The following is a 21,690-nucleotide window of genomic DNA, read 5'->3' as shown; positions in this document are numbered from 1 at the left end:
CGCCTGGCGCGCGCCGAGGTTCCTTGGTCCCGAAGATCCGGGGCATGAAAAAACGCGGCTCTGGATCCAGAGCCGCGTCGCAAAGGTCATTGCCCAGGGGATCAGACCGCGCCCTGGATGAATTTCACCGCATCGCCAAAGGTCTGGATGGTTTCCGCGGCGTCATCGGGAATTTCGATCCCGAACTCTTCCTCGAAAGCCATGACCAGCTCAACGGTGTCCAGCGAATCGGCGCCGAGATCGTCGATGAACGAGGCGGTTTCCGTCACCTTGTCCTCATCGACACCAAGGTGCTCGACGACAATTTTTTTCACGCGATCAGCGATATCGCTCATATCTCTTCCTCGTTTTCGCGGGCATCCGCCCAGAATGGTCCAGCGATTGCCGGGCACACAGCCCAGGGCGGTTCCCCTGAAGCCTTGCTCGCGGGATATAGCACGGAGACGTGATCTTGCAACCCGGATAAACCGGATCAGACCATGGCCATGCCACCATTGACATGCAGCGTGGCCCCGGTGACATAGCCCGCCTGCGGGCTGGCAAGATACAGGACCGCAGCCGCGATTTCATCGGCCCGTCCCATGCGCCCGGCCGGGATCTGGGTCAGGATGCGGGATTTCTGATCCTCGGTCAGCTTGTCGGTCATCGCCGTCTCGATGAAGCCGGGGGCCACGCAATTGACGGTGATCCCGCGCGAGGCAACTTCGTAGGCAAGGCTTTTCGACATTCCGACCAGTCCCGCCTTGGCCGCGGCGTAATTGCCCTGCCCGGGGTTGCCGGTTGCACCGACGACCGAGCCGATGTTGACGATGCGACCCCAGCGCGCCTTCATCATGCCGCGCAGCACGGCCCGGCACAGCCGGAAGCTGGAGGTCAGATTGACCTCGATCACCTGGGTCCATTCCTCGTCGGACATGCGCATGAACAGGTTGTCGCGGGTAATGCCGGCATTGTTGACCAGGATATCCACCGATCCCATCGCCTCGGCCGCGGCCTTGGGCAGGGCCTCGACGGCGGCGGCATCGCCCAGGTTGGCGGTAACCACATGAGCGCGCGCGCCCAGCTGATCGGCCAGTTCGCGCAAGGGCGCCTCGCGCGTGCCCGACAGCGTCACCGTCGCCCCGGCGGCGTGCAGGGCCTGCGCAATGGCGCCGCCGATACCGCCCGATGCGCCGGTCACCAGCGCGTTCTTGCCCGTCAGATCAAACATCCCGTAACCTCATTGTCCTGTAGTGATATTCGTGCAGGCGCGCGCGACCCGCCCCATCGAGGGCCGGGCCGCGCGGGGGCCATTCGGCCCCGTCACCCCTTCAATGCCGCGATATCGCCAGGCACGCCGATATTGCGCACCGTTGCATCCCTGGCGATGCGCTTGATCATGCCCGAAAGCGCCTTGCCGGCGCCGATTTCCCAGAATTCGGTCACCCCGGCCCCGGCCAGGAATTCGACCGACTCGCGCCAGCGCACCGAGCCGGTCACCTGCTCGACCAGCAACCGGCGGATGGCGCCGGGTTCGGTCACCGGCTCGGCCCGAACATTGGCGATCAGCGGCACGGCGGGGGCGGCGATTTCTACGGCCGCAAGCGCCTCGGCCATGACGGCCGCAGCCGGCTGCATCAGCGCCGAATGGAAGGGCGCCGACACCGGCAGCATCAACGCGCGCTTGGCACCCCGTTCCCGGGCAAGGGCCGCCGCCCGCTCCACCGCTGCCTTGTGTCCCGAAATCACCACCTGCGCCGGATCATTATCGTTGGCGGCCTGGCAAACCTCGTCCTCGGCGGCATCGCGCGCCAGCTGTTCGACCGCGACGAAATCCAGCCCCAGGATCGCCGCCATCGCGCCCTGACCGACCGGCACCGCCTCTTGCATGGCCTGGCCGCGCAGCCGCAGAAGCCGGGCGGTATCGGCCAGGCTCAGCGCACCGGCCGCGCAAAGCGCGGAATATTCCCCAAGCGAGTGGCCGGCGACAAAGGCCGCATCCTGGATGCCGAAACCCTCGGCCTCGAGCGCGCGAAACGCCGCCAGCGAGGTTGCCATCAACGCCGGCTGGGCGTTCTGGGTCAGGGTCAGGGTTTCGATGTCGCCCTGCCAGATCAGTTGCGACAGGCTTTCGCCCAGCGCCTCGTCCACCTCGTCAAAAACGGCGCGCGCGGCCGGATACGTTTCGGCCAGTTCGCGACCCATGCCCACGACCTGGGCACCCTGCCCCGGAAATACGAATGCCCGCATTGGGGTGTTCCTTCCATGTTATCGTTGCAAACAGGCTTAGCCCGGGCGGGACATTCCCGCAACTGCGGCTCAGCGGGGAATGACGATCTCGGCGCGCAAGCCGCCCAGACGCTCGCCTTCGCCAAGGCGCAGCTGCCCGCCATGGGCGCGTGCGATATCCGCCGCGATCGACAGGCCCAGACCCACGCCCTGACCCTGGTTCTGGTTGCGGGCCGGGTCCAGTCGGGTAAAGGGACGCAGCGCCTCGTCCCTTTTGTCGGCGGGGATACCTGGACCGTCGTCCTCGACCGAAATGCGCAGGTAGCTGGGCCCCAGCACCGCCTCGACCTCGGCGCGATTGCCATAGCGCACGGCATTGCCGATCAGATTCTCGACGGCGCGCCGCAGGCTGTCGCGGCGAAAGGTGGCGCGGCCGTGATCCTCGCCCGCCAGTTCGTGCAAGGTCACCTGCTGACCGCCACGCTGTGCATCCGCAACGATGGCCCGGACGAACTCAAGGGCATCCACGGGCTCGGGCGGTGCATCATGGGCGCTGTCGCGGGCGTGGTCCAGAAAGGCATCGACCATGCGTCCCATGGCGGCCACATCGCTTTCCAACGCCGCAATCTCTTCGGGTTCGGGGGGCATGTCGGGGCCAAGCATCGACAGCCCCAGCCGCAGCCGGGTCAGCGGTGTGCGCAAATCGTGACTGACCCCGGACAGCATCTGCTTGCGCTGTTCGTTCTGCCGCTCGATCCGGGCGCGCATTTCCAGAAATGCGGTGCCGGCACTGCGCACCTCGCTGGCGCCGGCGGGGCGATAGGGCACGATCCGACCCTTGCCGTATTCCTCGGCAGCATGGGCCAGCTGACGGATGGGACGGACCTGATTGCGCAGGAACAATGTGGCGATCGCCGTCATCAACAGCGAGGTTCCCAGCATCAGCACCAGCAGCTGATGGGGGTTCGAGGCACTGACGCGGGAACGGGCAAAGCTTAGCACATAGGGGCCATGGCGACTTTGCAAGCTGACATGCACCATCCGCCGCTGGCCCAGATCGACTGCCACGACCGCGGGAATGCGTTCATGCAGGGTAGCAATCACCACGCGCCCCGACAGGTCATAGAAGCGGCGCTGTTCTGTCACCGGTGCCTTTGGGGGCAGATTCAGCTCCAGCCCCAGCGGCCGAGCCAGGTCATCGCCCAGCCGGCGCGCATCGCCGGCATCTGGTGCAGATTCGATCCGATCCGCGATCAGCGCAATCTCGTTGGCCATGCCGCCGGTCATCTGCCGCGTCACGTCCTCGAAATGGCGCTGAAGGAACATCACGGTGACGACAACGGTCACTGCGAACACCGGCAAAAACAGGATCAGCGCCGCCCGCCCGTAAAGCCCGCGCGGCATCGCACGCTTGAGCCAATCGAAATTCATGCAGCGCCTTTCGGAAGTCTTGGAATGTGATCGTCCCTGCAGTTAGGTTAGCGTCATGATACGCGACCCGAAAGATCTGCGCACGATCACCGCCGCCAATCCGTCGCCGTTGACCGGACCGGGCACCAATACCTTTCTTCTGGGGCGCGGACAGATCGCGGTCATCGACCCGGGTCCGGATCTGCCCGAACACCGTGCAGCGATCCTGCGCGCGGCGGGTCGGGGACGCATCAGCCATATCCTTGTCACCCATGCGCATCTGGACCACTCGGCCGGCGCCCGTGCCCTTGCCGAAGCCACCGGCGCACCGATTCTGGCCTATGGCCCGGCCGAGGCCGGGCGATCTGCCCTGATGCAGCGGCTTGCGCGGGACGGCGCTCTTGCCGGGGGCGAGGGGCTGGACCGGGACTTTTGCCCTGACATCGCATTGGCAGATGGTGCGGTGATCGAATCCGACGAATGGCGGCTGACCGCCCTGCATACTCCAGGCCATTTCGCCGGGCATCTGAGCTTTCGCCAGGATCGGCGCATCTTTTGCGGCGATGTGGTGATGGGGTGGTCCTCGACCATCATCTCGCCCCCGGACGGCGATCTTGCCGACTATTTCCGCACGCTCGCGCTGCTCGAGGCGCAGGATGCCGCGATGCTGCACCCCGCCCATGGCGAGGTCATCGCCACCCCCGCCGCGCGCCTCGCCGAACTGGGCCGCCATCGCCGCATGCGCACACAGCAGATCCTTGAGGCGCTGCGACGCGGACCAGCCAGTGCCGACACCCTGGCACGACGAATCTATGACATCGCGCCAGAACTGCTGCCGGCCGCCACCCGCAATGTGCTTGCGCATCTGCTGGCACTGGTCGAACTGGGCGCGGTGATCAGCGACGGCCCGGTTGCTGCAGATGCCATCTTTTCAGTGGATTGAACGAAATCTGCTCACCCCGAAAAATTTCGGCAAGGGAGGCAAAAAAATCTGTTGCACCCTCTGGACGCCCCCGGAACACGCCGCTATACAGCGCCTCGTGTTCCGGCGTAGCTCAGCGGTAGAGCAGTTGACTGTTAATCAATTGGTCGTAGGTTCGATCCCTACCGCCGGAGCCAAAATCTTATAGAGATTTCAACACGATACAGGCCGCCTCTCGGGGCGGCTTTTGTCGTTCTTGGCGCGCTCTGCAACAACTCTGCAACATTGCCTTGGTTAACGATCCGTTAAGGGTTTCGTTGTAGCCTGCCACGGATATTGTCAGAATCTGCCACGGATATTGTCAGCACGACGATTTCGTTGAACGGGGCTTAAACGCCCCTGTTACACCCCGCTTCATCTTCCGTGAGATGCGCAGCCAGATGGCGCATGAAGGCGCGGCAACTGTCGAAGATGCTTGTAGCCTGCCACGGATATTGTCAGAATCTGCCACGGATATTGTCAGCACGACGATTTCGTTGAACGGGGCTTAAACGCCCCTGTTACACCCCGCTTCATCTTCGGTCAGATGCGCGTAGCTGCCCCGCGCCACCCGTTCATGCGGGCACGACGGGCGGGGTGGCGACGGGGGTCGGGCTGATGGTCAGGCTGCCGCCCATGCCGGCGCATTCCCAATCGAGCAGCGTCTGCCAGGCCAACTCGTCGATATCGGCATCGCCCGGCCGCACGAAGGGGCAGCGGTCCTGGGTGAGGAAGCTGTAGACCAGGTAGGACAGGCCGCGCGGAAAGCGGCTGGCGCGGTCGAGGTGCAGCCCGTCCTCGAAGATCATGTCCCCGAACCGGACGCGCAGCGCGGCGACATAGACCCCGGCCGGGATCACCCAGACCGGGCGGCCCAGCTCGGCCGCGAGCCAGCGGCGGTCGTATTCGAAGCGGGCCTGCATGGCCGCGCCCACCGCGCCGGTCAGCGGCCCCTCCCAGGTCTGCATCAGCACCAGTTCCGCCCCGCGCAGGGCTGCGGCCTGGGCGTAGCGACGCAGGTATTGCAGCGTCTCGATGCCGCGGGGGGTATCGGGCGGCGGATAGCCGGCCTGCAGATCCTCGGCCACTTCCGAGGCGATGACCACGTCATAGGCGCTGTGGCGCAGGTCGTCGTCCAGATCCCAGACCGCGCGGGTGCTGCCGAAGGCGACATAGTCCGACAGGGTCGTGCCGGGCCAGTCGGTATAGAGGATGCCGCCGTGCTGGTCCTGGCCAGGGATGGCATCGCCATAGGGGGTCTGGACGAAGCTGTGCCCGGCAAAAAGCAGCGTGGCGCCGGCCGGGGTCGCAGGGCGCGGGCGGCGCGGCGCGCGGGCGCGCAGATCGCCCAGGCGCCGGGGCGGCCAGAGGCCGGCAAGCTCGAGCAGCATCAGAAGCCCCGCACCACGGCCAGCACGCCCACGCCGTTCAGGCAGCGCGCGCGCACCGTCATCGGGCCATCGACCTGCAGGCTGCCGGTGGTGGGCGGCAGCCGCAGGCTGGTGGTGTCCAGCGCCGGATCCTGCGGGCAGATCTCGACCGGGAACGCGCCCTGGTTCTGCAGCACGTCCCGGGCCAGGACATCGATCGGGTCGGACCAGTCGGGGGTGATCCTGTATCGCGGCATGTCGGTTTCCTTTCAGATCTGGGCGGTCAGTCGTCCCTGCCCCGGCGGGCCTGGAACTGGGTGATGAGGCCAGCGCCATCGAGGCGATGGGTGACGGCGGCGAGATGCCAGGTGCCGTCAAGCTCGGGGCGCAGGCCCTGCAGGGCGACCGGCCCGCCGCCCAGCAGGCGCGGCTCGAACCCGGACAGGGTAGCGGATATCTCCATCTCGGCGCGGCCGGCGCCGGACAGGGCTGCCTGGGCGGCGCGGCTGGCCTCGGCCTCGGTGGCATAGGGGTGGCGGATCTTCTTCAGCGGCGTGCCGGTGCCGATCCGGACCTTGTGGGTGACGCCGGTCGCGGTCTCGGTCCATTCCGCCTCGGCCGCGCGATAGACGCTGCGGCCGTTCCAGGACCAGCTCCAGTCCGACAGGCGCTGGCGGCCGATCAGCGGCGGGGACAGCGCATCGCCGGCGGCGGTGCTGCCCTCGCCCCGGCGCTGCACCACCAGCGCCCCGCCGGCCGGCTTGCAGGTGGCGTCCAGTTCGGCGGCGATCCGGGTCAGGAAATGCAGGTTGCTTTCGGCGGTCTGCGCCAGGAACGGCCAGGAGATCGCGCGCAGGCCTTGCCCGACCACCGGCCTCAGCCCGGCCTCGGCGGCGATGGTGCCGGCGATCTGGGCCAGGGTGCGGTCGATCCAGGACCGGGTGCGCGGGGCGCGGATATCGCCCTTGAGATCGGCGGCGGTGCCGGTGATGCGCAGCGTCCGCGCCGGGCCTTCGCCGGAAACCGCGTCCACGGCATAGATGCCCATCAGCGCCAGCGGCCGACCGCCAAACCCCAGCGAGACCTCGATCCGCGCCTCGACCTCGGGAAAGGCCAGCCGGCCGTCGCGGTCGTCGAGCTCGATCTCGACCCGGTCGGCCTTGGTGCCGTCCTCGTCGGTGACCAGAAGGCTCAGCAGCCGGTCGGCGATCACCGCGGTGCGGTCCTCGCCATCGACCATGATCCGGAACGCCGGCCTCATGTCCGCCCCCAAAGCCGAACCTGGCCGCGCGCCACCGGGGCCGTCACCTCGGGCAGCACGATCACCAGCCCGGCGGGATAGACCGGGCCCAGCCCGGCCAGACCGGGATTGGCGGCCAGCACCGCGGGAACGTGCTGTTCCGACCCCAGCAGGCGCTTGCAGATGGCGTCGATCATGTCGCCTTCAATGGTGCGATAGCTGCTCATGCCGCATCGGCCCCGTAAGCCAGCAGGTTGACGGTGAATTCGATCTTGCGGGGGGCGCCGTCCGCCATGAACAGGCTCTTGCGCTCCTCGACCGCGGCGATGACCCAGCGGTCCCAGACCCAGCCCAGCCCGTCGACCAGGATCAGCGGCTGGCCCTGATCGGCCAGCAGCCGCATCAGCTCGACCTGCCGCAGGCCGCCCTTGAAATGCGGATAGATCACCCCTTCCAGGCTGATCTCGTCGGTGCCGGGGCCCAGGAACTGCAGGGCCGGCCGACGCCCGACACGGTCCTGCGCCTGCCAGCGCCAGGCGGCGGCGCGGGTGAACTGCTGGTAATTGGCGCGGTTGACCCCGAAGCGCAGCGCGCCAAGCGCCATCATCACCAGGCTGAGACCGAGTTCAGGCATGATCCACTCCGTCGTGCAGGGCAAAGCCGCGTTCGCGGGCCAGCGCCTCGATCTCGCGGCGCACGGCGCGGGCGACGGCGCGCGGATCCATGCCGGGGGCGGCATTGATGGTGATGCCGCCGAGGTCGAGCCGCAGCGAGCGGGGCGCGCGCGCGACACCCGCGGCCGGCCCGGGCTGCGCCGGCACGACGCGCAGGCGGTCGGGGGCCTCGGCCATGGCCTGCATGGCGCGCAGCTGCCGGTTCGAGATGACATGTCCGTCGCTGCGGGGCAGGAAGAACTCCTGCCCTTCCTCCTGCCAGCGATAGATCTGGCCGGCGCGCACCGGCCCGCCCAGGGCGCGGCCGGGCACCCGGGGGTCGCGCATGGTCGGGTTGTTGGCAAGATACCCGTCGATCTGGGGGCCAGCGTCCCCTTTGAAGGCATCGCCTATCCTTGCCCCTACCTCGGCCCCCTTGTCCCAGACCCATTTCAGCGCATCCATGACAGGCGTGATCTTGCCCAGCGCGGTGGCAAAACTTGACCCAATGGCATCTAGAATGCCCGATAGCGCCGCCTCAAGCCCTTTCCAGGCAGCGATGATGGGATCGAGCACACCCAGCTTTTCCAGGACCGGGACAAGGTAGGTGCTCCATGCCGCGGTGAATGTCTTGGCAATGCCGTTCCAGATCGTGGAGAAAAACCCGGCGGCACTGCTCCACATGGTCTTGATCCCGTCCCACGCCCGGCCGAAGTCCAGGGTGAACACCCCCAGCACGAATGCGGCGAAGCCGGCAAAATACTGCCGGACCGTGTCCCACAGCCGCCGGAACCAGGGCCCGACCGTGGCCCAGTTGGCATGGATCAGCCAGGCGGCGCCGGCGATGGCGGCGATCGCCGCCAGGATCGGATTGGCCAGCGCCGCACGGCCCGCGATCAGCAGCGCCCGGCCCAGCCACTGGATGGCCCCGGCCGCCAGCATGGCGCCGGCCCGGACCAGCTGGAAGCCGCGCGCCAGCCCCGCCCCCAGCAGCACGCCCAGGCGCGACAGCACCGCCACCAGCCCGGTCGCGTGCCCGGCCATGCCGATCAGCCCGGTGCCGACCAGAAAAAGCCCGCGGGTCAGCATCAGCAAGCCTGCGAGCAGGGAAAACACCGTCCTGCCCATCAGCGCCGCGGCGGCGAACCAGGCCAGCCGGTCCCAGCCCCCCAGCAGCTGCGCGACCTGCGCGACCACCGGCACCAGCCGGTTCCACAGCGCCAGCACCTGCCCGCCAAAGGCCCAGAGCGCTTCGAGCGTGGACATGATCACCCGCGCCGTGCGGTCGGCGTATTCCTGCAGCCGCCCGTCCTGTGCCATCCGGTCCAGCAGGGCGAGAAACTCCCGCAGCCGGGTCTTGAGATAGTCGAACACCCCCGATCCCATGATCATGCGCTGGAATCGGCCCCAGTGATCGAGAATGTTCGAGATGGTGCCATCCCAGGTCCTGGACATCGCCTCGGACGCGCCCTTGTTGCGCTCGGCCAGGGCGTCGATCAGCAAGGTGATCTCCTGCCGGCCCAGCTGGCCCCTGCTGGCCATCTCCTGCAGTTCGGCGGCGGTCTTGCCCAGTTTCTGGCCCAGCAGATCCCAGACCGGGACACCGCGTTCCAGCATCTGCAAGGCTTCCTCGCCCTGCAGCTTCTGCTTGGTCCAGGCCTGTCCCAGCGCCAGGACCAGCCCGTCCAACTGCTCGGTGCCGCCTCCGGTCGCGGCCATGGTGTCGGTCAGCGCCTGCAGCGAGCCATTGGTCGGGTCAAGGCCGAATGCCTTGAGCCTGGCGTATGCGGCCACTGTGTCCTCAAGTTGCAGCGGCGTGCGGGTGGCGAAGGCCTCGATCCAGCCAAGCGCCTTGTCGGCCGCCGCGGCCGAACCTTCGAGGTTGGTCAGCTGCACCCGCAATTGCTCGAAGCGCGCCGCCGGCCGCACCAGCAGCGCCGAAAGCCCGGCAACGGTGCCGGCATAGCCTGCCAGCACCGCGCCGCCGCGCATGGCGGCACCGCTCACCGTGCCCAGCCCCCCGGCCATCAGCTGCGCGCCGCGATTGACCCGCTCTGCCTGGCGCATCAGGCCCTCGCCGCCCAGCCGTTCGATCGCGCGCATCGCGGCCCGGGCCGGGCCGGTGGCGCGGTCGACCAGGCGCAGGATCAGTTGCACGTTCAGGTCAGCCATCACCGTCCTCTGGGGCTGCGGCGCGCGCCCGGGCCTTGGCCCACCAGCGCGCAAGCTCTTCGAGGCTCATCCCGTCCATGCTGGCGGGCGGCCAGTGAAACACCGTGGCAAGGTCGGCCATGGCCTCCTCGATGTCATCGGGCAGTTCTATTGCAGGCGCTGCGCCTCCTCGGCCATCTGCGCCTCGGTGAAGAAAAAACCCACCACCGCCAGCGACAGCGCCACCAGGTCGGCCCCGGGCAGGTTCGCCACCTCATCGGGGGCTAGGCCCGGTTCGGTGATGCGCGGCACCAGCCGGGTCATGGCGGCGACGTTCATCTGCAGCAGCTCGGACAGGTTCAGCCCGCGCAGATCGCCCGCCATGGGCTCGCGCAGGGTCACGCTGGCGATGGCGCTGTCCCCGCGCTGGACGGGCTTGGAAAGGGTAACGGCCTTGGTGTTCACGATGGTCTCCTTCAGATGCCCATGGCGCGGCGCAGTTCGGCCAGCTGGTCGGTGCCGCCGATCACCCGCCGGCCGTTCGCCAGGTCGATGTCGAAGACCGTCGCGCCATCCAGTTCCAGCCGATAGGCGCGCACGTCCATGACCATCTTCAGCTTCGAGACGGTGCCGGGCTTGAGATCCTCGGGCTCGCTGGCGGTGATCAGCCCGGCCATGGTGGCGACGATGGGCCGGGCGCTGAAATCGGTGGCGCTGGTCATGGCCGGGCGCAGCACGAAGCGTTCGTGCCGGCCCAGCTTGCCCAGGATCGCGACCGACCATTCCGAGAAGGTGATCTCGGCCGACATGGCTTCCTGGCCGACATCGATGCCGATGGGCCCATCCATCCCCGATCCGCGATGCGCCTCGGTCTGGATCCTGACCGTGGGCAGCCTGGCCTGCTCGGCAAGGCCGAAATAGCTGATGCCGTCCCAGAAGGCGTTGAAGTTCTTGATCACGCGCGGCAGCGCCATGGGGGCCTCCTTACTGCTGGTTGCCGGTGACGGAGAGCACGAGCTCTTCGTAATAGTCGCCGTTGCGATGCGCCTGCAGCGTCAGGTGTTCCAGCGGCGCCGGCGGCTCGATGTCGAAGTTGAGATAGAGCTTGCCGGCCTTCAGCGTGGCCTCGGTGTTCAGCTCGGGGTCGATCCAGGCCCGGCCGCCCAGGATGGCGCGGCGGTTGGTCAGCTCGTCGAGATAGGCTTGCACGCTGTCGCGGATGTCGCGCAGGAGCTGTTCGGAAAACGGCCGGTCCATCGCCCAGAGCAGCGCGTTCTCGATGCTTTCGTAGATCATGTCGGCGGTGCGGCGCACCGACAGGAAGGCCCAGAGCGTGTCGGTCGCCTCGCCGGCGCCGCGGTTGCCCCACAGCCGGAAACCGTCCTTGCGGATGATGGTGGCGATCTCGGCGTCGTTCAGGCGGTTGGCTTCGGTATCGGGATCCGAGATCGCCCAGCCGATCGGGCGGGCGGTGGCGGCCACGCCCTGCAGCACCTGGTTCGAGGGCGACCACCAGAAGCCACGGCGCGCATCGATGGCCGAAAGCGCCCCGGCGACGAAGCCCGAGGCCGGGCGGGTGACATGGGCATTGGCCTGCGCATCCCAGACCCGCACCGCCGGATCGACGATATAGAGCCGGTTCGAGCCGTATTTGCCGCGATCGGCCAGGGCATCGGCCTCGGTGGTGTTGGGTCCGTCGGCGATGGCCACGGCGCGCAGGCGTTCGGCCACGGAAATCAGCGCCAGCGTCACCGGATTGGCCGGATCGGCGGCGGCCGAGGCGGTAAAGCCGGGCGCGGCCAGGATGCGCGGCGTCAGCCCGAGGGTGTTTGCCGCCAGCAGCAGCGCCCAGACCCCGGTGGCGTTCGCGGCCACCCCGGCAACGGCGGTGCGGGTCGCGGCCGCATCGACGCCTTCGGCCACGCGCACCACGACGATGGCGTTCACCCCCTGGGCATAGGCGGCATTATAGGCGTCCAGCAGCGTGCCGGCGGCCCCCAGCGTCGCCGCCATGCGCGGGCCGGTGACCAGGACGGGCGTGTTCGGCGGAAAATCGGCGGGCGCGGCATCGGGCGCGGTGCCCACGATGCCGATGATCGAGGACTTGACGGTCTCGATCGGGCGGATGCCGTCATCGATCTCGACGGTTTCGATCCCGTGAAGGAAGCTGGGCATGGGCGATGTCTCCGAAATGGCTCGGGCGACAGTCGCTTGAAGGGGGGATTAAATAGCCCTTGAACGCATTCGGGGGGCGCAGGCGCGGGCCAGGGTCCGGGGGCGCGCGTCGACACCGACCATGCCAGACGCACCCCCGGTCTGTCAAAGCATCAGCACGGGGCTCAGACGCTGTGGCGCATGGCCCATTCGGCGGCGGCGCGCTGGGTCGGGGTGAGGGCGGATTGGGTAATGCAGATGCCGGTGAGGCTGCCGGCGAAGGCGGGGGTGCCTTCGCGCGATCCGCCGATGGCGAAGCCGGGCAGGTTCAGCGTGGCGGCGGCGATGGCGCTGGCGGCGGCGGTGCCGTTGACGTTCAGCCAGACCTCGCCCGACTGGATGGTCAGCCAGACCATGGCATCGGTGACCCCTGCCGGCAGGTCGACGTCGCGCTGCGCGGCGCCGATCTGCAGGCGGATGTAATTGCCCATCCCGGCGGCATTGTAGCGCCAGGCCAGCCGCACCAGGCCGGTGCCGGTGGTGTCCAGGTCCTGGCCGGCGAAGGACTGGTTGTCGGTGGTCTCGTCCTCGGCGGCCAGCACCAGGCGCAGGCCGATGCTGGCGCTGGCGGGCTGGCCCAGGGGGGTGCCCGCGAGCTGCATGGTGGCGCGCGCGGCGGCGCCGGTGCCGAAATCCACCCGGCCGGGGGCGACGTAGAGCGGCCGGCGCAGGGCGTTCGCCTGGGTGAACTGCCGGCCGGCGATGCTGCCGGTCCAGGCCGAGACGCGGCTGTCGCCGTCGCGGGCGATCCGGGCGGGGTCGATGCGCCAGACATCGACCAGCCCCGGGATGGCGCCCAGGACGCTGGCCAGCGAGGGGATGATGCCCAGCGTGGCGGCGGGGGGCGCGTCGATATCGGCGGTCAGGATACCGGCCATGGGGAATGCTCCGTTCCGGGTTGCGGTCTAGGGGATGTCGACATGATGGGACGGCATGCGGCGGCGATGCAGGATCGCGGGGTCGAGCGGGTCGCGCATGCGCGAACTGGTCACCAGCCGGCCGCGCCAGGCGGTATAGCCGTCGTTCAGCGGCCGCACGTCCTGGGCCTGCATCATGTAGCTGATACGGCTGGGCGGCGCGCTGCAGCTCAGCCGCACCTGCCGGCCGATCAGCTCGACGCCGGTGATGGCGGCGCCGGTGGCGGTATAGCCCAGGTTGGCGTCGATGCCCTGGCCGGCATAGCGGTCGGGCTCGATCTCCCATATCTCGCCGTCCCAGAGCGAGGCGTAATCCAGCGTCACCACATTGCCGGCGCGGCTGACGCGCGGGCGGCGGATGGTGAAGTCGCGCCCCGCCTCGCGCGCGGCGCGGGCCCAGTTGAACATGCCCATGAGCTGCTGGCCGGCGGCTTCGCCGAAATGCACGTTGTTGTCGAAGATGCGAATATAGGCTTCCGGCGCGACCAGGACGCCATAGCCCTGTTCGGCCATCTCCAGATAGCCCTGCGCCACCTGCCAGTGCTCGACGGCGGGCGAGGTGTCGGTATCGCCGCCCGGCTGGCTGAAATAGACCGCGACCTCGTCGATGCCGCGCTCGTCGCAGGCCTGGCGCAGCGCCACGATCAGCGCGCGCATGCTGGCCGCGTGCAGATGCGGGTCGCTGTCCTGCTTGCTGCTGGTGCCCTGCACCACCAGCAGGTCCAGCCGCGGCGTCAGCCCGGCCGCTGCCGCCAGCCGCGCCGCCTCGGACAGCCAGAACATCAGGTTCGTCCAGTGATGCGTGGCGTCGGCGATCCCGGCCGGGGCATCGCCCGGGATGGCGTTGAAGCGGGTGATGTGTTCGCCCGCCTGCCCCCAGAGCGTGCCGACCGTGCGCCGCGGCAGCAGGCCGAAGCGGCGGCGAAAGCCGTTGTAGCCCTTGACCGCGTAATAGGCGCCGGTGGGATCGGCGGGCGCGGGATCGACCGGCACGAAACCGCTGGCCGGGGTGGCGGTGTCGTAGCCCATGCTGCCGGGGCCCGCCATGGTCAGCGCCACGCCATCGGCCCGGCGCAGCCCCGCCAGGCGCAGCGCCAGCTGCGGATCGACGTCGGGATAGACCGGCGCCGTCTCGCTGTCGCCGTTCATGAACAGCAGGCTTTGCGTCAGGCAGACGGTCAGGGTGAGATGGCGGTTGTCGACGGCGACCTGGTCCAGCGCCGCGCGCAGCCGCGCCGCCAGTTCGGCCGAGGGCGCGAAATCCAGCCCGCTCGGGGTCAGCCGCAGCAGGCTGCGCCCGGCGCGGTCGCGGATCAGATCCCAGCCGCCCGCGCCCTCGCCGACGGCATGGGCGCTGTCGATGCCCAGCCGCCCGGCCAGCGGCGGCGCGATCTGGTCGAGCAGTTCGGTGCTGGCGCGGAAATCCAGCCCGGTCGGGGTCAGCGCCAGCAGCGTCTGCCCGCCGCGATCCAGCCACAACCCGTGGCGGCCCGTGGCGAAGTCGGTGCGCACCGCCTGCGGGCCGCGCAGCTCCTGCAGCGCCGCCTCCAGCGCCGCGCCATTGACGCCGCGCTGGGTCTCGATCCAGTCGGCCAGGCTGCCCTCATAGCCCAGCATCACCGCCAGGTCATAGGCCGAGGGGCCGCGCAGGGGCACGGTCTCGACCGAAGTGCCGTCGGTCAGGGCGATGGTCAGCGCCCCGGTATCGGGATGCACGGCAATATGGGCGATGCCGCGGCCTGGCGCGCCGCGGATCGCCGGGCGTTCGGCCTGGGCGGCCAGTTGCAGGATCAGCGCCTGCAGCGCCGCCGGCAGCCCCGAGGCTGCCAGCATCCTGCGGTCGATGCGCGGGGTCTGGGCCATGCTCAGGCCTCGATGCCGGCGGCGGTCAGAAACAGCGCGTCCAGTTCCGCCGCGCCCAGGTCCAGCGCCGTGCCCAGGGCGGCGATCAGCGGCGAGGACCGGCGATATTCGGCCGCCCCGGTCCAGGCGTCGCGATGCAGCGGCTCGGGCGCGGCCGCCATCGCGGCATCGGCCGCCGCCAGCCGGCCGGCGGCCTCAAGCGCCGCGCGCAGCTGATAGCGGCTGACGACCAGGCCCGCGCGCAGCGCCTCGGGCTCGGCGGGGCTGGCCTGCCAGTCGGGCGCGACATCCCCTCCCCGATCGGTGAGCGCCCCCACCGGATGCAGGGTCTCGCCGTATTGGCGGTGATGGACGCGGATCGCGGGGGTGAGGCGGTCGTATCGCGCCCCGGTCCAGATGCCTTCGGCGGTGCGGGCGGCGTAGATCACGGTCATCGCAGGATCATCCCGTTGGCGGTCAGGGTGTTGACGGCGATCGAGGTGCCGCCGACGGCGGTGGCGGCGGCGATGACGCCGCCGGTGGTGACATGGATGTCGGCGCTGCTGTCGGCGCCGGGGCTGCGCCGGCACTGCGCGCCATAGGCGTTGATGCGCCCGCCCCGCTGGGCGGTGATGCCATAGGTGCCGGCGCCGGTAATGTCGGCCGATTCGCAATCGACGGTGCTGGCGCGATGCGAGACGACGCCATTGCCGCCGGCCCCCGACAGGTTCGCCGCCCGCACGGTGATCAGCCCGCCGCGGGATGCGCGCACCGCGTCCTGCCCGGCGCTGCGAAAATCGGCCTCTTCAGCGCTGATGACGCCACCCAGCTCGGCCACGGCGCCATAGCTGCCGGCGGCCTGCACCCCGCAGCCCGCCGCGACCAGGACCGATCCGCCTTGGCTGACGGCGATGCCGGTGCGCCCGGCCGCCGCGCCGTCGGTGGTCATGGCAAACAGCGCCGCGATCTGCGGCAGCACCCCGCCCGCGCCGGCGAAGAAGGCCGGCACCAGATCGCCGAAGCTCTGGGTCAGGGCGCTGCGCCGGATCAGCACGGTGGGGTTGTCGGACTGGATCCGCACCCAGCCCAGGTTGATGCCGCGCACGAAGACCTGTTCGGCCATCTCGTAACCCGCGAGCAGCCGCACGGTGGCGGTGATCGGCTGCGGCTGCAGGCGCGGCGCCATCACCGACAGCCGCTCGAGCGCCTGGTTGAGCGTGCCGTGATCGCCCCCCGGCCCCACCGTCAGGGTGATGGCCGCGTCCAGCCGCCGTTCCTGGTGGCGTTCGTAAAGCCAGCGCGTGCGCCGGGTCAGTTCCTGCAGGGGCCAGTTCAGCAGCCCCTGGTCGGCGGGCAGATCGACCGGCCCGCCGGTGCCGCGCCAGCCGTTCTGCAGCATCGGCACCGTCGCGGGCCAGATGTCGGGCTCGACGAACCGGGGGACGGAAACTTCATCGACCATGCGAAAGTCACTCCTCGAAATAGATGTTGCCGATGGCGATGTCGGGGCCCAGCACCAGCGCGGAATGGCCCAGCGGCAGCTGCGCCGGCCCCAGTGCGACCGCGCGCAGCCGGCAGCGCGCCGGGGCGGTGTCGCGCAGCCGCGCCATGATCCGCAGCGCCTCGGGCCGCAGCGCGGGCGCCGCCAGCGTGACCCAGTAATCGGCCCAAGACGGATCGTCGGGCCCCAGCTCCCAGCCCGCGTCAAGGGTCAGCTCATCGTCTCCCAGGCGCGGCAGGTCGCGATCCTCGGTCACCGTGGCGGCGGGATGGCCCGCCTGCGCCAGCACCGCCAGCACGCTGGCCAGGGTGCCCTTGCGCCGGTGCCAGTCGGCGCTGCCCGCGATGGCCGCACGACGGTCCGCCTCGGGCCAGTCGGGGTTCCAGTCGTCGACCGATACCGCCCAGGCCAGCCAGGGCAGCCAGGCGGCCGGGATGCGGCCGGGATCCCACATCAGCCCGGCCGGGGCCGGGATCTCGCCGATGCGGGCCAGGCTGCGGCTGATCGCGCGTTCGGTCGCGGTGCTGTTGGGGGGCAGCAGGTCGCTCATGGCGCCGGCTCCGGGGCGATGTCGATCAGGCTGGCGCGCGCCACCCCGGTCGGGCCGGGATCGATGTCGGCCACGGGCGAGAGCAGCCGCACCGCCTCGACCCCGGGCTGATAGAGCCGCGCCAGGATCGCGCCCTGGCGCAGCACGCGCCCCACCGCCAGCTCGTCGCGCAGATAGGCGGTCGCGGCGGCGATGGCGGCGTCCAGCACCAGTTCGGCCCCCGGCCCGCCGGCCAGTTGCAGCCGCGCGACCAGCGCGACATCGACAAAGGCCGGCGCAGCCACCTCGACGCTGTCGCACAGCGGCCGCAGGGTCTCGAGCGCGGCCGCCACCGTCGAGAGCAGCCCCGCCGAGGGCATGCCGCCGGCCTCGTGCGACAGCAGCGTGACCCGCACCGTGCCCGGGCGCGGCCGGGTGACGGCGACATCGCGCACCCGCCCGTCAGCGCTGAGCGCGTGAAAGGCATAGGCCGCGGGGGTGCCGGCGATGGTCATGCCCTCCCAGCTCAGCTGGGCGCGGCGGCGCAGGCTGGCATCGTCCTCGAACACCGCCGCAATCGGCGGGCTGGCGTCGGGATCGGCCTCGACCACGGTCTGGCGCGCAACACCCAGAAGCGCCGTCAGCTGGTCCAGATCGGCGCCCGAGGCCAGCGCCAGCATCACCGAACGCACGCTGTCGTTCACCCGCGCGCGGGTCAAGAGCTCGCGAAAGGCCGCGACCTGCAACAGCTTGACCAGTGGCTCGCTTTCCAGCGCCAGCGCCTCGGCCAGTTCCGGCGCCTGCGCCAGCAGGTCGGCCCGCAGCTCGCCCAGGACCGCCTCGTAATCCAGAACCTCAACCGCCTCCGGCAACGGAAGCCCGGAAAGGTCGATGACGGCCCGGCTCACAGCGACACCTCGAAGCTGCCCGGATGGCCGCCGACCTCGCCGGTCAGGACCAGCGACATGGTCCCGGCCGCCGCGGCGCCGATCTCGACCCGGCGCAGGCGCAGGCGCGGTTCCCAGGCATCGAGCGCCTCGGCGGTGGCGGCAAAGACATCGACCACCGTCTCGCCGTTCAGCGGCGCATCGATCAGCTCGGGCAGGTCGGAGCCGTAGTCGCGCCGCATCACCCGGCTGCCCCTGGGGGTGGTCAGGATGTCGACGATCGACTGGGCCAGGTGCCGGTCGGGATCGATCGCCCGGGCGGTGAGGCGCGACAGGCCGGTCACGGCTGCGGCGCCTCGCCGCGGCGCTTGCCGCCTGGCGCGGGCTGGGACGGCGCGGGCTGGGACGGGGCGAGCTCGGGCGGGGCGGCGGGCACGACGGCTTCGTACTTCGCCTCGGCCTCGGTCAGTTCGATGTGCTGGCCCGCCTCGACGCGCTGGCCGGCGATCCAGCCCGCCGCGGGCACGCGCCAGGTCTTTTTAACGGGGTGTTCAACCATCAGTTCGGCTCCCTGGTATTGGCGCCGCCCGACAGGACGCCGCCATGGGTGTGATGCACGAGCGAGACCCCTGAGGCGATGACATCGCCCGTGACCTCGATATCTCCGTCAAGGTAAAGATTGCCGATCAGGCGCAGCGTGCCGCCGCCCAGATCCATGGTCGGCGCGCCGGCATCGGGGGCCACCATGTTGCCGTCGATGGCCAGCGAACCCATCACGAAGGCCCGCGCCATGTCGCCCGAGGGCGCGGCGATGGTGACCTGCTCGCCCACGCTCGGCATCCAGTGCATGCGGATCGCGCCCGACCGCAGCTGCATCACCGGGATCGGCGGGGTCTCCAGATCGCCGACCCGGACGCGGGCGCGGCTGCTGGCATTGTCGATCGCGACGACGGTGCCGATCGACAGCACATTGGCGATGCGGCGGTCGGCCTCGGCGGCGGAAAGCGTCATGGCGCGGCTCCGATCCGCTGGTAATCGGCCTCATGCGCCGCCCCGATCAGCGGCGCCTGTCCCAGATAGAGCTCGGGCGAGATCGGCTCGGGGCCCGGGAACGGCGCCAGCGCCGCGACCTGTTCCCACAGCACCGCGCTCAGCGCCAGCCCCTGGCGGTTGGCCTCGATCGAGACCAGCGGCTCTTCGGTCACGGCCTCGGCCGGCATCAGGTCGTCGACGAGCCCCCATTGCTGGTCGGGGATCAGGTTCAGCAGCACCTGGCCGATATTGGCCGCGGCCAGGTCGCGCGGCAGGCCCATCTCGTCCTTGCACAGGATGAAGGCCGCCATTTGCAGCACATAGGTCCGGTGCGGGCCGGCATAGGTCTTGTCCTGGCGCGCGCGCAGGCGGCTGACCAGGACCGCCGGCGTCCTGATCCCCAGTTGCCGGATCTGCTCGACGTTGAGCCGCCCGGCGATGGCACAGCATTCGCGCAGGTCGGGCATCACGGCATGGATCGCGCCGGCGACGGTGGCCGGCAGCGTGGCCATGAGGTCGGGCGGGGTGACGAACCGGCTCATGCCAGCAATTCCTCGATACGGCCGGCCAGCAGAGCCTCGATATCGGCGCGGTTGTCGGCCGACAGGCCCAGCCAGGCGCGTTCCGGCACGGCGCCGTGCTCGGAGCCGAACTGGTGGACCGCGCCGTAAACCAGATTGGTGCCGACCACAGCGCTCAGGCCGGTGGTGTAGTTCTGGACGCTTTCTAGCAGCCCGGGATTGCCCTCGCCGATCAGCAGGCTGTGGCGCGGCTTGCGGGTGCGGGCATAGGCGCGCGACCAGGCCGGCCAGGCGCGGCCATCGGGCGTGGTCTTCTGCTCGGCCAGGCGCAGCCGGGTCTGATCCTCGATCAGCGCCCCGATCTCGTGGACGATCAGCGCCAGCGCCTCCTCGTCCAGGCGCGACAGCGCCTGCACCGGCAGGCTGACATCGGAATTGACGACGACCCCGACCATCACAGATCCCGCATCCGTTCCCGGGAAAACAGCCGCGGCGGCCCGCCCGCGACGACGGGTTGCGGGCCGGCGACCTCGGGCTCGCCCGCTTCGCCCGGCGCGGGCGGCGCCAGCGACAGCGACACGCGGCCATCGGCGATCCTGGTCAGCACCGACAGCGCATCCTCGTAGCGCAGGCGATGTTCGGCCGTGGCCACATCCTGCGACAGCGCCAGGCGATAGATGGCGATATCGACGCAGAGCTGGGTCAGGTGCGAGGCCGAGGACAGCGTCAGCGCCGGCAGCGGCAGGCTGTAGCGGCGGCCGATATAGGTGTCCATCTCGCCCGAGGACAGATCGAGCGCGCGGGCGACCGCGGCGCCATCGGCCACGCCATCGCCGTCGCGATCGGCGACGACCAGCGCATTGGCGCCATAGAGATCGACGATGTCGGATTGGCTGGCGTAGGCCATGGCGGTCGCGGCTCCTTGCGGCTGCTTGTGGTTGCGGGAGGGGCGCGGTCCGGGTCAGGCCGGGCCGGCTTCGTCCTTCAGTTCGGCCCAGACCTCGGCCACCAGCTTCCTGCCAAGGCCGGGGACGGGTTCGGCAAGGCGCCGGCGCACCGCATCGAGCAGCGGCACCCCGTCCTGGCCGAAATCGCCGGGTTCGAGCGCGGCGATGGCCTTGCGGATCGCCGCCCGCGCCGTCTCGGCCACGGTCGCGGCGCGGTCCTGATCGCCCGGGGCCGGGGCGATATGGATCAGCGGTTCGGCGCGCAGGATGGCCCAGGTCGCGGCGGGCAGGTCGCCTTCGTCGAGAACGGTGCCCTCGCGGGTCCAGGCGCGGCCCGCGCGGTGAAAGATGCCCGAGGGTGCGGTGGTGGAAACGACAAGCTGCATGATCAGGCCGCCCAATCCATGACCACCACGGTGGCCTTGCCATAGTTCGGGTTGTCGCCGCCGTTGGGCAGCGTCTTGACGTTCACCACCCGGTCGGCGGCGCTTTCCAGCGTCGGCGGCACCAGCAGGATGTTCGGCACGATGCCCAGCGGCCGGCCGCCGTCGCCCTTGAGCATGCGCATGGCGGTGCGCCCGGCCTCGAAGCTGGCGGCGTCGAGCAGCTGCTGGGACTTGCGCGCCAGCTGCCAGAAACCGTAGCCGGCATTGCAGCGATAGCGGATGCCCCATTGATACTGGTCGCGGGTAAAGACCGCGTCCGAGGTCGAGGGGTCGAACTTCATCTCGAGTTCGGGCTTGGTGCGTTCCTGGAAGATGAAGGGCTTGAGCACCTTCGAGCAGTCGAGCAGATACCAGGCCGGCTCGGTCCCCGCCTCGACGTTCGAGACCGTGGTCACGGCGCCGGTGCCGTCGACATTGGCATAGACCGGGTGATCGGTGTCGAAGAAATACTGGCCGTCATAGCACAGCGAACTGCCGGCGGCGTTGATCACCGCCTGCACCAGGCGGTCGGGATGCTGGGCGGCCTCCTGGCCCATCGAGGCGGCGACGGGGGCGAAATGGCCATACTGATCGTCCTCGATCTGGGTGCGCTGCACCCCCAGCGTGGCCTCGTAGAGCTTGTTCTCGATCGAATAGCCGCTGGCCTTCATGTCGCGGATGACGCGATCGCCCACCCATTCGCGCAGCTGCGGAAAGTCGCCCAGCCAGCCATAGGTGTTGGATGCGGTGGTCGAGGGGATCAGCGTCGCGACCTTGTCCCAGAAGGACTTGGCGCGGAATTCCCTGTAGCCGTCCTGGAAATGCTTCTTCACGCCGGTGTTCAGCGCCGACAGGATGGTGGGGGTGACGATGGCCATGCGG

At 69.6% G+C, this 21,690-nt stretch carries 29 protein-coding genes and 1 tRNA gene; 2 read left to right on the top strand and 28 right to left on the bottom strand.

Going from position 1 to position 21,690, the window contains the following annotated elements:
• Window positions 1–101: 101 nt before the first annotated feature.
• From GB880_RS10760 to GB880_RS10745, 4 genes are all read right to left on the bottom strand, one after another.
• Window positions 102–335, bottom strand: coding sequence for an acyl carrier protein (locus tag GB880_RS10760; RefSeq protein ID WP_010397399.1), 234 nt, complete (start codon window positions 333–335; stop codon window positions 102–104).
• Between the two features lie 137 nt (window positions 336–472).
• Complete coding sequence (gene fabG / locus GB880_RS10755; protein WP_154491737.1) at window positions 473–1,210, bottom strand: 3-oxoacyl-ACP reductase FabG; 738 nt, start codon at window positions 1,208–1,210, stop codon at window positions 473–475.
• A 92-nt stretch (window positions 1,211–1,302) separates the two neighbouring features.
• A complete protein-coding gene (fabD, locus tag GB880_RS10750; RefSeq protein WP_154491740.1) occupies window positions 1,303–2,229 on the bottom strand; it encodes an ACP S-malonyltransferase in 927 nt (308 codons plus the stop codon).
• Window positions 2,230–2,298: 69 nt separating this feature from the next.
• Complete coding sequence (locus GB880_RS10745) at window positions 2,299–3,639, bottom strand: ATP-binding protein (RefSeq protein ID WP_154491743.1); 1,341 nt, start codon at window positions 3,637–3,639, stop codon at window positions 2,299–2,301.
• A 55-nt stretch (window positions 3,640–3,694) separates the two neighbouring features.
• Between GB880_RS10745 and GB880_RS10740 the strand changes: the two genes are divergently transcribed.
• Complete coding sequence (locus GB880_RS10740; RefSeq protein WP_154491746.1) at window positions 3,695–4,561, top strand: MBL fold metallo-hydrolase; 867 nt, start codon at window positions 3,695–3,697, stop codon at window positions 4,559–4,561.
• A gap of 101 nt (window positions 4,562–4,662) precedes the next feature.
• Window positions 4,663–4,737 (top strand) — tRNA-Asn (locus tag GB880_RS10735).
• Between the two features lie 417 nt (window positions 4,738–5,154).
• On the opposite strand, the gene GB880_RS10730 is transcribed toward GB880_RS10735, so the two are convergent.
• The 24 genes from GB880_RS10730 to GB880_RS10615 form a co-directional block, all read right to left on the bottom strand.
• A complete protein-coding gene (locus GB880_RS10730) occupies window positions 5,155–5,970 on the bottom strand; it encodes a hypothetical protein (protein ID WP_263467126.1) in 816 nt (271 codons plus the stop codon).
• On the bottom strand, window positions 5,970–6,206 hold the full coding sequence (locus GB880_RS10725) for a hypothetical protein (RefSeq protein ID WP_263467125.1): 237 nt from the start codon (window positions 6,204–6,206) through the stop codon (window positions 5,970–5,972). Before GB880_RS10725 ends, GB880_RS10730 begins: the two co-directional genes overlap by 1 nt.
• 26 nt (window positions 6,207–6,232) lie before the next feature.
• Window positions 6,233–7,210, bottom strand: a complete 978-nt coding sequence (locus GB880_RS10720; protein WP_154550788.1) for a phage late control D family protein — start codon at window positions 7,208–7,210, stop codon at window positions 6,233–6,235.
• The gene (locus GB880_RS10715; protein ID WP_154494645.1) at window positions 7,207–7,416 is read right to left on the bottom strand and encodes a tail protein X; all 210 of its coding nucleotides are present in this window, start codon (window positions 7,414–7,416) and stop codon (window positions 7,207–7,209) included. The genes GB880_RS10720 and GB880_RS10715 overlap by 4 nt, the downstream gene beginning before the upstream one ends.
• Window positions 7,413–7,823, bottom strand: coding sequence for a phage tail protein (locus tag GB880_RS10710; RefSeq protein ID WP_154494646.1), 411 nt, complete (start codon window positions 7,821–7,823; stop codon window positions 7,413–7,415). The genes GB880_RS10715 and GB880_RS10710 overlap by 4 nt, the downstream gene beginning before the upstream one ends.
• Window positions 7,816–10,014: a tape measure protein gene (locus GB880_RS10705; RefSeq protein ID WP_263467123.1), complete on the bottom strand. Its 2,199-nt coding sequence runs from the start codon at window positions 10,012–10,014 to the stop codon at window positions 7,816–7,818. The genes GB880_RS10710 and GB880_RS10705 overlap by 8 nt, the downstream gene beginning before the upstream one ends.
• Window positions 10,007–10,135 (bottom strand): GpE family phage tail protein, encoded by a 129-nt coding sequence (locus tag GB880_RS10700; protein ID WP_154494598.1) that lies wholly within the window; start codon window positions 10,133–10,135, stop codon window positions 10,007–10,009. The genes GB880_RS10705 and GB880_RS10700 overlap by 8 nt, the downstream gene beginning before the upstream one ends.
• A gap of 26 nt (window positions 10,136–10,161) precedes the next feature.
• The gene (locus GB880_RS10695) at window positions 10,162–10,458 is read right to left on the bottom strand and encodes a phage tail assembly protein (protein WP_263467122.1); all 297 of its coding nucleotides are present in this window, start codon (window positions 10,456–10,458) and stop codon (window positions 10,162–10,164) included.
• Window positions 10,459–10,469: 11 nt separating this feature from the next.
• A complete protein-coding gene (locus GB880_RS10690; RefSeq protein ID WP_154494597.1) occupies window positions 10,470–10,967 on the bottom strand; it encodes a phage major tail tube protein in 498 nt (165 codons plus the stop codon).
• 10 nt (window positions 10,968–10,977) lie between these two features.
• Window positions 10,978–12,168, bottom strand: coding sequence for a phage tail sheath subtilisin-like domain-containing protein (locus GB880_RS10685; RefSeq protein ID WP_154494596.1), 1,191 nt, complete (start codon window positions 12,166–12,168; stop codon window positions 10,978–10,980).
• 164 nt (window positions 12,169–12,332) lie between these two features.
• Window positions 12,333–13,085, bottom strand: a complete 753-nt coding sequence (locus GB880_RS10680) for a hypothetical protein (RefSeq protein ID WP_263467121.1) — start codon at window positions 13,083–13,085, stop codon at window positions 12,333–12,335.
• Window positions 13,086–13,112: 27 nt separating this feature from the next.
• Window positions 13,113–14,987: a hypothetical protein gene (locus GB880_RS10675; protein ID WP_263467120.1), complete on the bottom strand. Its 1,875-nt coding sequence runs from the start codon at window positions 14,985–14,987 to the stop codon at window positions 13,113–13,115.
• Between the two features lie 2 nt (window positions 14,988–14,989).
• Window positions 14,990–15,421 (bottom strand): hypothetical protein, encoded by a 432-nt coding sequence (locus GB880_RS10670; RefSeq protein ID WP_263466999.1) that lies wholly within the window; start codon window positions 15,419–15,421, stop codon window positions 14,990–14,992.
• Window positions 15,418–16,428: a hypothetical protein gene (locus tag GB880_RS10665; RefSeq protein WP_154494637.1), complete on the bottom strand. Its 1,011-nt coding sequence runs from the start codon at window positions 16,426–16,428 to the stop codon at window positions 15,418–15,420. Before GB880_RS10665 ends, GB880_RS10670 begins: the two co-directional genes overlap by 4 nt.
• 7 nt (window positions 16,429–16,435) lie before the next feature.
• On the bottom strand, window positions 16,436–17,017 hold the full coding sequence (locus GB880_RS10660) for a phage tail protein I (RefSeq protein ID WP_263466998.1): 582 nt from the start codon (window positions 17,015–17,017) through the stop codon (window positions 16,436–16,438).
• The gene (locus tag GB880_RS10655) at window positions 17,014–17,904 is read right to left on the bottom strand and encodes a baseplate assembly protein (RefSeq protein ID WP_263467119.1); all 891 of its coding nucleotides are present in this window, start codon (window positions 17,902–17,904) and stop codon (window positions 17,014–17,016) included. Before GB880_RS10655 ends, GB880_RS10660 begins: the two co-directional genes overlap by 4 nt.
• Window positions 17,901–18,227 (bottom strand): GPW/gp25 family protein, encoded by a 327-nt coding sequence (locus tag GB880_RS10650; protein WP_263467118.1) that lies wholly within the window; start codon window positions 18,225–18,227, stop codon window positions 17,901–17,903. Before GB880_RS10650 ends, GB880_RS10655 begins: the two co-directional genes overlap by 4 nt.
• A complete protein-coding gene (locus tag GB880_RS10645; RefSeq protein WP_263467117.1) occupies window positions 18,224–18,442 on the bottom strand; it encodes a hypothetical protein in 219 nt (72 codons plus the stop codon). The genes GB880_RS10650 and GB880_RS10645 overlap by 4 nt, the downstream gene beginning before the upstream one ends.
• On the bottom strand, window positions 18,442–18,894 hold the full coding sequence (locus GB880_RS10640; protein WP_154492382.1) for a phage baseplate assembly protein V: 453 nt from the start codon (window positions 18,892–18,894) through the stop codon (window positions 18,442–18,444). Before GB880_RS10640 ends, GB880_RS10645 begins: the two co-directional genes overlap by 1 nt.
• The gene (locus GB880_RS10635) at window positions 18,891–19,457 is read right to left on the bottom strand and encodes a hypothetical protein (protein WP_154492380.1); all 567 of its coding nucleotides are present in this window, start codon (window positions 19,455–19,457) and stop codon (window positions 18,891–18,893) included. The genes GB880_RS10640 and GB880_RS10635 overlap by 4 nt, the downstream gene beginning before the upstream one ends.
• A complete protein-coding gene (locus GB880_RS10630) occupies window positions 19,454–19,891 on the bottom strand; it encodes a phage virion morphogenesis protein (protein ID WP_154492378.1) in 438 nt (145 codons plus the stop codon). The genes GB880_RS10635 and GB880_RS10630 overlap by 4 nt, the downstream gene beginning before the upstream one ends.
• Window positions 19,891–20,343, bottom strand: coding sequence for a gp436 family protein (locus GB880_RS10625; RefSeq protein WP_154492376.1), 453 nt, complete (start codon window positions 20,341–20,343; stop codon window positions 19,891–19,893). The genes GB880_RS10630 and GB880_RS10625 overlap by 1 nt, the downstream gene beginning before the upstream one ends.
• A 54-nt stretch (window positions 20,344–20,397) precedes the next feature.
• A complete protein-coding gene (locus GB880_RS10620; RefSeq protein WP_154492374.1) occupies window positions 20,398–20,769 on the bottom strand; it encodes a hypothetical protein in 372 nt (123 codons plus the stop codon).
• 2 nt (window positions 20,770–20,771) lie between these two features.
• Window positions 20,772–21,686, bottom strand: coding sequence for a Mu-like prophage major head subunit gpT family protein (locus GB880_RS10615; RefSeq protein ID WP_154492372.1), 915 nt, complete (start codon window positions 21,684–21,686; stop codon window positions 20,772–20,774).
• Between the last annotated feature and the right edge of the window lie 4 nt (window positions 21,687–21,690).

Origin of the sequence: Paracoccus sp. SMMA_5_TC, from assembly GCF_009696685.2 — a bacterium.
In the GTDB taxonomy this organism is placed as follows: domain Bacteria; phylum Pseudomonadota; class Alphaproteobacteria; order Rhodobacterales; family Rhodobacteraceae; genus Paracoccus.
This window is presented reverse-complemented; position numbering and strand designations above follow the sequence as displayed.

Bases quoted from the DNA above. Each gene is read 5' to 3' on its own strand.
- GB880_RS10760 (WP_010397399.1), bottom strand. From the start codon at position 335: ATGAGCGATATCGCTGATCGCGTGAAAAAAATTGTCGTCGAGCACCTT.
- fabG (WP_154491737.1), bottom strand. From the start codon at position 1,210: ATGTTTGATCTGACGGGCAAGAACGCGCTGGTGACCGGCGCATCGGGC.
- fabD (WP_154491740.1), bottom strand. From the start codon at position 2,229: ATGCGGGCATTCGTATTTCCGGGGCAGGGTGCCCAGGTCGTGGGCATG.
- GB880_RS10745 (WP_154491743.1), bottom strand. From the start codon at position 3,639: ATGAATTTCGATTGGCTCAAGCGTGCGATGCCGCGCGGGCTTTACGGG.
- GB880_RS10740 (WP_154491746.1), top strand. From the start codon at position 3,695: ATGATACGCGACCCGAAAGATCTGCGCACGATCACCGCCGCCAATCCG.
- GB880_RS10730 (WP_263467126.1), bottom strand. From the start codon at position 5,970: ATGCTGCTCGAGCTTGCCGGCCTCTGGCCGCCCCGGCGCCTGGGCGAT.
- GB880_RS10725 (WP_263467125.1), bottom strand. From the start codon at position 6,206: ATGCCGCGATACAGGATCACCCCCGACTGGTCCGACCCGATCGATGTC.
- GB880_RS10720 (WP_154550788.1), bottom strand. From the start codon at position 7,210: ATGAGGCCGGCGTTCCGGATCATGGTCGATGGCGAGGACCGCACCGCG.
- GB880_RS10715 (WP_154494645.1), bottom strand. From the start codon at position 7,416: ATGAGCAGCTATCGCACCATTGAAGGCGACATGATCGACGCCATCTGC.
- GB880_RS10710 (WP_154494646.1), bottom strand. From the start codon at position 7,823: ATGCCTGAACTCGGTCTCAGCCTGGTGATGATGGCGCTTGGCGCGCTG.
- GB880_RS10705 (WP_263467123.1), bottom strand. From the start codon at position 10,014: ATGGCTGACCTGAACGTGCAACTGATCCTGCGCCTGGTCGACCGCGCC.
- GB880_RS10700 (WP_154494598.1), bottom strand. From the start codon at position 10,135: ATGGCCGACCTTGCCACGGTGTTTCACTGGCCGCCCGCCAGCATGGAC.
- GB880_RS10690 (WP_154494597.1), bottom strand. From the start codon at position 10,967: ATGGCGCTGCCGCGCGTGATCAAGAACTTCAACGCCTTCTGGGACGGC.
- GB880_RS10685 (WP_154494596.1), bottom strand. From the start codon at position 12,168: ATGCCCAGCTTCCTTCACGGGATCGAAACCGTCGAGATCGATGACGGC.
- GB880_RS10680 (WP_263467121.1), bottom strand. From the start codon at position 13,085: ATGGCCGGTATCCTGACCGCCGATATCGACGCGCCCCCCGCCGCCACG.
- GB880_RS10675 (WP_263467120.1), bottom strand. From the start codon at position 14,987: ATGGCCCAGACCCCGCGCATCGACCGCAGGATGCTGGCAGCCTCGGGG.
- GB880_RS10670 (WP_263466999.1), bottom strand. From the start codon at position 15,421: ATGACCGTGATCTACGCCGCCCGCACCGCCGAAGGCATCTGGACCGGG.
- GB880_RS10665 (WP_154494637.1), bottom strand. From the start codon at position 16,428: ATGGTCGATGAAGTTTCCGTCCCCCGGTTCGTCGAGCCCGACATCTGG.
- GB880_RS10660 (WP_263466998.1), bottom strand. From the start codon at position 17,017: ATGAGCGACCTGCTGCCCCCCAACAGCACCGCGACCGAACGCGCGATC.
- GB880_RS10645 (WP_263467117.1), bottom strand. From the start codon at position 18,442: ATGGTTGAACACCCCGTTAAAAAGACCTGGCGCGTGCCCGCGGCGGGC.
- GB880_RS10640 (WP_154492382.1), bottom strand. From the start codon at position 18,894: ATGACGCTTTCCGCCGCCGAGGCCGACCGCCGCATCGCCAATGTGCTG.
- GB880_RS10635 (WP_154492380.1), bottom strand. From the start codon at position 19,457: ATGAGCCGGTTCGTCACCCCGCCCGACCTCATGGCCACGCTGCCGGCC.
- GB880_RS10630 (WP_154492378.1), bottom strand. From the start codon at position 19,891: ATGGTCGGGGTCGTCGTCAATTCCGATGTCAGCCTGCCGGTGCAGGCG.
- GB880_RS10625 (WP_154492376.1), bottom strand. From the start codon at position 20,343: ATGGCCTACGCCAGCCAATCCGACATCGTCGATCTCTATGGCGCCAAT.
- GB880_RS10620 (WP_154492374.1), bottom strand. From the start codon at position 20,769: ATGCAGCTTGTCGTTTCCACCACCGCACCCTCGGGCATCTTTCACCGC.
- GB880_RS10615 (WP_154492372.1), bottom strand. From the start codon at position 21,686: ATGGCCATCGTCACCCCCACCATCCTGTCGGCGCTGAACACCGGCGTG.